Consider the following 8,570-nt stretch of genomic DNA (forward strand, 5'->3'; position numbering starts at 1 on the left):
TTATATAATTCCCACAAATTGGGGTCAGTCTAATAATGAATTTCGTGATTGTAGGCTTTTTATTTTATATATTCATTAATTTCTCTTCTTGACGGATACGTACAATTAAAAAATAAGCATATGGAACTAATAAGAGTGTTGTGTATGTAGCATTTGTTAGTAGTAATACACCAATTAATTCGGGAATGATATTTAAAAAATAGTTTGGATGTTTCGTTACTTTATATAACCCTGACTTAATAATAGGGTGATTGGGCAGTATAAATAATTTCAATGTCCAAATACGACCTAATGTCTTAATAACTATAAATAGCATGATATAAGCGATGATCAATATGATTAAGCCAATGCCGTTAAGTAGACTAAATGTATCCTTACGAATGAATGCTTCTATAGCTGCACTCATGTAAATCAACACGTGAGTAATGGCTAGAAATTTTGAATTTTTAATACCATATTCCACGGCTCCATCTACCTTTAGCTGTTTTGCATGTTGCATTGATATCTTTAAGCTGATGAGTCGAATACAGAAAAAGATAAATAAGATAGTTAAAATCATGATGTCCTCCATTGTTTGTTATATAAATGTTCTTTTGCTCATACAATACAAAGTATTTTATATAGAAAATGTTTCAAATGCCATTAACTATTTATTAACTTTAGCACTAACTCACAACTCTTCTAACACCTCACATATTAAGTTCAGTTTTTTGGATAATTTAATACTTTTAAGGATATTAAGCGCTTACATTAATGTGATATATATTTTTTAACGAAAATGATAGGGGTGTTAGGGATGAACTTTTTTGATATTCATAAAATACCAAACAAAGGGATACCATTAGCTGTACAACGCAAATTATGGCTTAGAAACTTTATGCAAGCGTTTTTTGTCGTATTCTTTGTTTACATGGCGATGTATTTAATTCGAAACAATTTTAAAGCGGCACAACCGTTATTAAAAGAAGAAATCGGATTATCAACATTAGAACTGGGTTATATAGGATTAGCGTTTAGTATTACTTACGGTTTAGGAAAAACATTACTCGGTTATTTTGTCGATGGTCGTAATACGAAGCGTATTATTTCCTTCTTATTAATATTATCTGCGATTACAGTACTTATTATGGGATTTGTATTAAGTTACTTCGGCTCTGTGATGGGACTATTAATTGTACTGTGGGGGCTTAACGGTATATTTCAATCTGTGGGTGGGCCTGCAAGTTATTCAACGATTTCAAGGTGGGCACCTCGAACAAAGCGTGGACGTTATTTAGGATTTTGGAATACATCACATAACATTGGTGGTGCAATTGCTGGCGGTGTCGCACTCTGGGGTGCGAATACATTTTTCCACGGTAATGTCGTTGGGATGTTTATTTTTCCTTCTATTATCGCTTTAATCATTGGAATCGTGACATTATTTATTGGGAAAGATGATCCAGAAGAATTAGGTTGGAATCGTGCTGAAGAAATTTGGGAAGAGCCTATCGATCAAGAAAATATTGATTCTCAAGGTATGACTAAATGGGATATCTTTAAAAAATATATCCTGGGAAATCCAGTGATTTGGATTTTGTGTATTTCAAATGTTTTCGTATATATCGTGCGTATTGGTATTGATAATTGGGCGCCGCTATACGTATCAGAGCATTTACACTTTAATAAGGGTGACGCGGTTAATACTATTTTCTACTTTGAAATAGGAGCATTAGTAGCCAGTTTATTATGGGGTTATATCTCAGACCTTTTAAAAGGACGTCGTGCGATTGTAGCGATTGGATGTATGTTTATGATTACCTTTGTTGTGCTGTTTTATACGAACGCAACAAGTGTGACAATGGTCAATATTTCTCTATTTGCATTAGGCGCTTTAATCTTCGGTCCACAGTTACTCATTGGTGTATCTCTGACTGGCTTTGTTCCTAAAAATGCAATTAGTGTCGCTAACGGTATGACAGGTTCATTCGCATATCTATTCGGGGATTCAATGGCTAAAGTGGGTCTGGCTGCAATCGCTGATCCAACACGTAATGGTCTAAATATTTTTGGGTATACGTTGAGTGGTTGGACAGATGTCTTTATTGTATTCTATGTAGCTTTATTCTTAGGAATGATACTATTAGCCATTGTTGCTTATTACGAAGAAAAGAAAATTAGAAAATTAAAAATTTAAGATTAAGTGAATTTAAATATATACTCCCTACTATAAATTTTGTCATTATGGTAGGGAGCTTTTTCGTGATTGATTGCACTATTTTGATAGCTTATTATAATCACTTGGTGACATATGTAAATATTTTTTAAAATGATAGCAAAACATCTTATACTCAGAAAAACCTACTTTTTCAGCAATTTCATAATGCTTGTAGTGCTGGTCTAAAAGATGTAATGATTTTAAAATACGATAACGATTTAAATAATCAACTATCGTAATGCCTACATGTTCTTTAAACGTCCTCATGGCGTATGACTCACTTACAACAATAGGATTAATTAAGTCAAGAACAGTCACTTTCTTGTGATAATGTTGCTTGATTTGAGACAAAATTTGATTGACATAATAGTCATCGTAATCAATTTTTAATAATGGTTGAAAGGCAGTATAATATGCCGCGTCATCATTGGTAGAATGTGGACGTTCTAATAACCTTTGAACTAATATGTCTAGAATATGCTCTAATTGAGTGTGGTCTACTGGCTTTAGTAAATAATCAAGAACATGGTGTTGAATGCCGGCTTTCATATATTCGAAGTCGTCATAACTAGATAAAATGATAACTTGGCAATCAAGGTCTTTGATGTCATCTAGTAGGTCAACACCATTTTTTCGAGGCATTCGTATATCAGTAATGACGAGTTCAGGTTGATGTTGGCGAATTAAAGACAATGCTTCTACGCCGTCTGTGGCAGTGTAAATAGTTGTAAAATGATATTCCTTCCATGGAATAATTTGTTTTAAACCTTGTCGTATAATCCGTTCATCATCACAAATAACTACTTTAAACATCTTTATTCCTCCTAGACAAGTGGTATTTGGTAACACATTAATGTCCCTTGCTGGCTTCTTGAGAAAATGTGCAGACGTGCATATGTTCCATATTGAATCATGGCCCTATTATGTAAATGATTTAAACCTAGGTGTGTCGTATCAAAAACATCGTGATGAAGGGATTGGCGCACGTGTTCTAAATGTGATGGAGACATACCGATGCCATTATCATGAACCAGAATATGTAATTTGCGCTTCGTAAGTCTGATACGAATTGTTATCTTTAAAGGTTCACTATCACGACCATGCTTGATGGCATTTTCTACGAGTGGTTGAAGCATCATCTTACCAATTGTTTGATGTTGTACATCTTCAGGAGCATCGATGTAAAGCTGTATCATATCATCGAAGCGGATATTTTGTATAGCAACATACTGCTCAATGTAGCTTAATTCTTCTGCTAATTTGACTGTGTGCGATGCTGTGCGTAGAGAATAACGTAGCATTTGTGATAGTTGTTGTATGACTGTTTGTGCTACTTTGGGTGAAAGAGGAATTAAATATTGTATCGTTTGCATCGTATTGAATAAGAAATGGGGTTGAAATTGTCGCTCAATTTCTTTTAATTGTATATCACGTAAACGACGTTCGGTCTGTTCAATAGATTGTATTAATTGCTCATTTGATTCAAACAAGTCATAGATATAATTATTTATTTCCTCTAACTCACTATGTTTTTTTAACGGTTCGTAACTACCAAGATGTCGATTTTTAGCATCATCAATTTTTCGGACAATCGCTTCAATATCTTCAGATTGGCGCTTTGCCATTCTATCAGCGCTTATATATCCAAAAATAACAAGCAGAATAAGAACAACACCCATGACAACTAGTAATGCAATTCCATCTTCAATGGTTTCATGAATATCTTTATATATAATAAGATGCGCATGATGAGAATTGAGTTTTAAAGACTCGTTCATAAACCCAAACTGTGGTGGTTGATATTTTTGACCGATAGAGAATCGGTCGTCATTTGTATATAAAACAGTATCATATGAATCAACAATGAGTGCAGATTGTCCACTATTTTTCTTAATGTTTTTAAGTAGTGGTGTGCTTGACATATATATTTTAAGGATATAAGTATCGTCTTTAAAATCAATTCGATATTTTGATATTAAATACATCTTTGTTGTGTCTAATTGTTCATAATTGTTTGTGAAAGATTGTGAAGAACCTTTTAAATCGTAATACAATATCGCAGGTTGTTGATGGACTTGTTTTAATAGTTGGCGTTTCATCTTTGTGATATCAGCTGGATGTGATAAATCAACATGACGCCATTGTTTTTGTTGCTGCGTAACAAACGTATGAAATTGTTTGTCGATACGTTGTAATTCGGTTTGAGTTTGATAGGTATGCTGATGAATGGTGCGATGTTCGACCCATATATAAATAGCATAAAAGCTTATTAAACCAATAATCATCACCATAAATACTGGGAAAATCGTTGAGGCAAATAGCGAACGCCTTAATTGATGTCGGTACGGCTTATAGGTCTTCATTGAATCATCTCCAAAAATTGATGATGTGGAATATTGGATACACGTGATTGTGGGATTAGTGGAATATGATCCAAGTTTTCAATAGATGAGTGATTTGTTTCAGTCACGTCTTTACGTATTGATTTAGCATCAAATTCTTCTGCCAAACGTTGTTGTACAGAACAGCTTGTTAAATATTGTACTAACTTTTTACGTTTGGGATGAGGTTGTGCATTGTTAACTAAAGCAATACCATCTACATTTAACATCGTCCCCTCAGTAGGGTAAATGATTGAGATAGGGTATCCTTTTTGTTTCCACGTTCTAGCATCTTGTTCATAACTCAATCCAGCGTAATAAGCACCTTTAGCCACCTTTTCAATCACTTGAGAACTTTTAGATAACTGTACAGCATGGTGTTGAAATTGATGCACATCGCTTACTTGGTGACGCATATGATACATCGCACGCATATGTTGGTATCCTGTCGTCGTAGAATGAGGATTAGAATAAACGACACGCCCCTTTAGTGAAGACTGAAGTAAGTCTTTATATCCATGAATAGTCATATCACCTTGTAAATCTTTATTCACTACAATTACTGTTGGCATCAATAGAAAGCTCGTGACTAATGGGTTGTTAGAGCGATAATCCTCTATTTGTTTCAGTGTAGAACGATCATGGTAAGGAACAAAATCTTCTTGATGATCTATCATCTCTGATAACACGCCACCCACAAAGACATCCCCACGTTTAGAAAGTGCTTCTTTGTGAATATTAGATAGTAATACTTGAGTTGAGCCATGTTTGATTTCAACTTTCACATGTTCTCGCTTTTCAAAATCATTTAAAATCGGACGAATTAAATGTGATGGATAAGGAGAATAAACAATCAACGTACGTAAAGGATGAGGTGATTGTGAAGTCGATGTTGGAGCGCATGCTATCAGAAAAATGAGTAATAATAACAACGTATAAAGTTTAACTTTCATAATATCCCATCAATTCTATGTATTTTTATTACAACAATTTTACCAATAAATACGACATAAGTAATGTTAAATATTTTGCAATATTTGTAAGGGAGATGCAGGACTCATCAATATGTATTAAAAGTCTAGGATGACAAATTCTCATGAATTCATCGTCCTAGACTTATGTTTGGAATTGAGACAAGTATGAACTTAAGAAGACGTATTGTCTTGAATAAGATCTAAAATACTGTGATAGACACGTTGGTTATTATGATGATCTGTATAATCGAATATGCTTGATAGATTTTGATACTCCATATTTTTAGGATTTTTAATATTATCTTCAATTAAAGAAATTAACTCTTTCTCTGTATGTGCTATATCGCCAATAAATGTATCTTTACTATTAAATTTATCCAAACAATAATCTTTGTTTTTAAAATCATTTTCAGTTATATGGTAATGTTTATTCAATAATTCTAGTGAAATTCTTTCGTAATTTTGTGATTTTAAAACTCCATATTCCTTATTAAAAAAATTAATTTTAAGCATTTGTGCATCTCCTAAAATCTTAAATATTAATATATTTATAATATAAACTAATCATGCAATTGTTGGTTTATCTATAGAAACCAACCCAAAATAAGATTATAGCATAATAATGAAGTGCGCTATATATATAAAATATGTAAAATTTAGACTTTCAAATTTTTGTAAAACTTTAATTATAGTATATAGTTCGTTAGAAAGGATTCTTTTGAATAATAATGGTATATTCAATTGTTTGTATGTTTGAAAAGTTTTATTAAGCTTACCAATATCAAAAGGTATGTAGTTAAACTCGATAACTATTGATAGTAAAGGGGTATTAAAAAAATTGTGTGAAGTGTGGAGAAAGAAACCCTTAATTACTGTGATAGTATGCTTATATACAAGAATTTTACGACACAGTTTTTTGAAAAAGGCACACTATCAAAAATTCAAATATATCATTATAATAAATGTTGTGGAAAATATAATATATTAAGGTTACTATCTTTTTGAACTGATACAGAAAATAAATTTTTAATAATTAGTATGTACTTTAATTTAAAAATAAAAAGGATGAATAAAATGAAATGTAAAAAATCACTCATAACAGCTTTAGCAACCATAACTTTGGTACTATCATTGATGATTTTAGATACACAGCATGAGGCAAAAGCAGTAGGAAATTATTATTACAATGGCATGGAAGATCATAATGCGAGTGCTGCATATCATAAAGCGAAGAAAGTTGATAATAGTCAAATAGTCATAAAACGTTATAACTATGCGCATAAAAATAAATATAAAGCAGTAGGAAGAGTATCGAACATGGATGGCTGGAAAGGTCCAGGCAAAGATAGTATGGGAACAGGATTTATGGTAGGCAATCATACGTTTGTAACCAATGCACATGTTGTAGATAAGAAAAATGGTCAAAGAACGAGTCCGAGTAAAATAAAATTTCAATTAAACAGAGACGGTAAAAAGATACCCTATCAATTTCATGCTAAAAAGATATATAAAATCCCTTCATACGATATGGTTGTCGTTGAAACTAAAGAAAATATGGCTCAAAAAGCTAACGTGCAACCACTTAAACTTGCAACCAATCAAAAAATTAAGAGTTTAAAATTTAACAAGAAATTATATTCTTTAGGATATCCAGTGATGAACGGGAACAATACATATGCATACTGGAATAAGTTACGTTTTTTACAAGAAGCATCGAATAAATCAGAACTCATGACAAAAGATAAATTTAGAGCTGGTGATTCAGGATCTCCTATGGTAGATAGCCAGTACGTTGTTTATGGGGTTCGTACGTATGGATATAATTTAAGAGGTAGTTCTAATCATCCTTATGCCCAACAAGAAGTTGCAGGTGCAGAATCATTATATGGTAATCCAAGAGATTTTATTCTTAAGCATAATAAGTAATACCACTCAAGATAATTCTACAATGCATTGCAGAATTGTTGAAACCCCTTATTAATTGTGTGCTAATATATAAAATTAAAGTATAAATCAAAATTACGTATAATGAACGATTGAGTTATTTACAAAATTTTAAAATTGAGTTTAATTTGTTTTAAACCAACAATGATACTCTATAGATAACTTAATTAGGAGGAGGAAATACAACGTGGAACATGTTTCTAAATTAGCTGAAGCTATTGCTAATACTGTATCAGCAGCACAAGCAGAAGATGGTGCTGAGTTAGCAAAAAGTATCGTTAATATCGTAGCGAATGCTGGCGGTATTATTCAAGACATTGCACATGCATTCGGTTACTAAGTTATCACTTACATAATCTATTCATACTAACTACGTTTTATAAATAGAGCTAGATGCCTATAGGTATCTAGCTTTTTTGTATTTAATATTCATTTACTTGTAATTACAATACCATCATAAAGCTGTCTCTTTTTAACATTATTATTGATTATTCAAATGCTTGTAGTTTTATAAGTCGCATTATTATTTTTAAATATTTTCACTATTGAATGGATTTTGATCTTCTTTATAAAAAATAAATAAAAGGTTTAAAGTTAAATAAAATTAAAAAAATAATAATTTATACAAAATGATATTTTTTTAATCATAAATAATATGTAAAGTATTGCGTTAAAATGTAAAAGAAGGTAACATTACATACTAGATACATAAAATATATGTATCTTACATTTAAAATTAAATACATGGGAGGTATAATATGGGCAAACGTAGACAAGGTCCTATTAATAAAAAAGTGGATTTTTTACCTAACAAATTAAACAAGTATTCTATAAGAAAATTCACTGTTGGTACGGCCTCAATATTACTTGGTTCGACACTTATTTTTGGAAGTAGTAGCCATGAAGCGAAAGCTGCAGAAGAAAAACAAGTTGATCCAATTACACAAGCTAATCAAAATGATAGTAGTGAAAGATCACTTGAAAACACAAATCAACCTACTGTAAACAATGAAGCACCACAGATGTCTTCTACATTGCAAGCAGAAGAAGGAAGCAATGCAGAAGCACCTCAAT

Annotated in this window: 9 protein-coding genes; 4 read left to right on the plus strand and 5 right to left on the minus strand. The window is 31.9% G+C overall.

The genetic code is table 11. The annotated features are described in order from the left end of the window. Positions 1-64 precede the first annotated feature (64 nt). Positions 65-559 (minus strand): isoprenylcysteine carboxyl methyltransferase family protein, encoded by a 495-nt coding sequence (locus HMPREF3058_RS02010; RefSeq protein ID WP_002469223.1) that lies wholly within the window; start codon positions 557-559, stop codon positions 65-67. A gap of 237 nt (positions 560-796) precedes the next feature. Between HMPREF3058_RS02010 and uhpT the strand changes: the two genes are divergently transcribed. Next, positions 797-2,176 carry a hexose-6-phosphate:phosphate antiporter gene (uhpT, locus tag HMPREF3058_RS02015; protein WP_002455961.1) on the plus strand — a complete coding sequence of 460 codons (1,380 nt, stop codon included), beginning with the start codon at positions 797-799 and terminating at the stop codon, positions 2,174-2,176. A 78-nt stretch (positions 2,177-2,254) separates the two neighbouring features. Here the strand turns inward: uhpT and HMPREF3058_RS02020 are convergent, their stop codons facing one another. The 4 genes from HMPREF3058_RS02020 to HMPREF3058_RS02035 all read right to left on the minus strand — a co-directional run bounded on the left by HMPREF3058_RS02020 (position 2,255) and on the right by HMPREF3058_RS02035 (position 6,065). Continuing rightward, positions 2,255-3,010 carry a response regulator transcription factor gene (locus tag HMPREF3058_RS02020; protein WP_070731070.1) on the minus strand — a complete coding sequence of 252 codons (756 nt, stop codon included), beginning with the start codon at positions 3,008-3,010 and terminating at the stop codon, positions 2,255-2,257. Positions 3,011-3,021: 11 nt separating this feature from the next. Next, the gene (locus HMPREF3058_RS02025) at positions 3,022-4,560 is read right to left on the minus strand and encodes a sensor histidine kinase (RefSeq protein ID WP_070731072.1); all 1,539 of its coding nucleotides are present in this window, start codon (positions 4,558-4,560) and stop codon (positions 3,022-3,024) included. Then, on the minus strand, positions 4,557-5,531 hold the full coding sequence (locus HMPREF3058_RS02030; RefSeq protein WP_070731075.1) for an extracellular solute-binding protein: 975 nt from the start codon (positions 5,529-5,531) through the stop codon (positions 4,557-4,559). Before HMPREF3058_RS02030 ends, HMPREF3058_RS02025 begins: the two co-directional genes overlap by 4 nt. A gap of 192 nt (positions 5,532-5,723) precedes the next feature. After that, positions 5,724-6,065 carry a hypothetical protein gene (locus tag HMPREF3058_RS02035; protein ID WP_002456782.1) on the minus strand — a complete coding sequence of 114 codons (342 nt, stop codon included), beginning with the start codon at positions 6,063-6,065 and terminating at the stop codon, positions 5,724-5,726. 561 nt (positions 6,066-6,626) lie between these two features. Between HMPREF3058_RS02035 and HMPREF3058_RS02040 the strand changes: the two genes are divergently transcribed. The 3 genes from HMPREF3058_RS02040 to HMPREF3058_RS12375 form a co-directional block, all read left to right on the plus strand. Continuing rightward, positions 6,627-7,478, plus strand: coding sequence for a trypsin-like serine peptidase (locus HMPREF3058_RS02040; protein ID WP_070731078.1), 852 nt, complete (start codon positions 6,627-6,629; stop codon positions 7,476-7,478). A 205-nt stretch (positions 7,479-7,683) separates the two neighbouring features. Then, positions 7,684-7,836 (plus strand): beta-class phenol-soluble modulin, encoded by a 153-nt coding sequence (locus HMPREF3058_RS02045; protein ID WP_002437676.1) that lies wholly within the window; start codon positions 7,684-7,686, stop codon positions 7,834-7,836. 418 nt (positions 7,837-8,254) lie between these two features. Continuing rightward, on the plus strand, positions 8,255-8,570 hold a 316-nt coding region (locus HMPREF3058_RS12375), incomplete at its 3' end, for a YSIRK-type signal peptide-containing protein (RefSeq protein ID WP_065427546.1).

It is taken from the genome of Staphylococcus sp. HMSC068G11 (assembly GCF_001815825.1).
Classification (GTDB): domain Bacteria; phylum Bacillota; class Bacilli; order Staphylococcales; family Staphylococcaceae; genus Staphylococcus; species Staphylococcus epidermidis.

Excerpts from the sequence above, each read along its gene's own strand:
- HMPREF3058_RS02010 (WP_002469223.1), bottom strand. The coding sequence starts at position 559 with ATGATTTTAACTATCTTATTTATCTTTTTCTGTATTCGACTCATCAGC.
- uhpT (WP_002455961.1), top strand. The coding sequence starts at position 797 with ATGAACTTTTTTGATATTCATAAAATACCAAACAAAGGGATACCATTA.
- HMPREF3058_RS02020 (WP_070731070.1), bottom strand. The coding sequence starts at position 3,010 with ATGTTTAAAGTAGTTATTTGTGATGATGAACGGATTATACGACAAGGT.
- HMPREF3058_RS02025 (WP_070731072.1), bottom strand. The coding sequence starts at position 4,560 with ATGAAGACCTATAAGCCGTACCGACATCAATTAAGGCGTTCGCTATTT.
- HMPREF3058_RS02030 (WP_070731075.1), bottom strand. The coding sequence starts at position 5,531 with ATGAAAGTTAAACTTTATACGTTGTTATTATTACTCATTTTTCTGATA.
- HMPREF3058_RS02035 (WP_002456782.1), bottom strand. The coding sequence starts at position 6,065 with ATGCTTAAAATTAATTTTTTTAATAAGGAATATGGAGTTTTAAAATCA.
- HMPREF3058_RS02040 (WP_070731078.1), top strand. The coding sequence starts at position 6,627 with ATGAAATGTAAAAAATCACTCATAACAGCTTTAGCAACCATAACTTTG.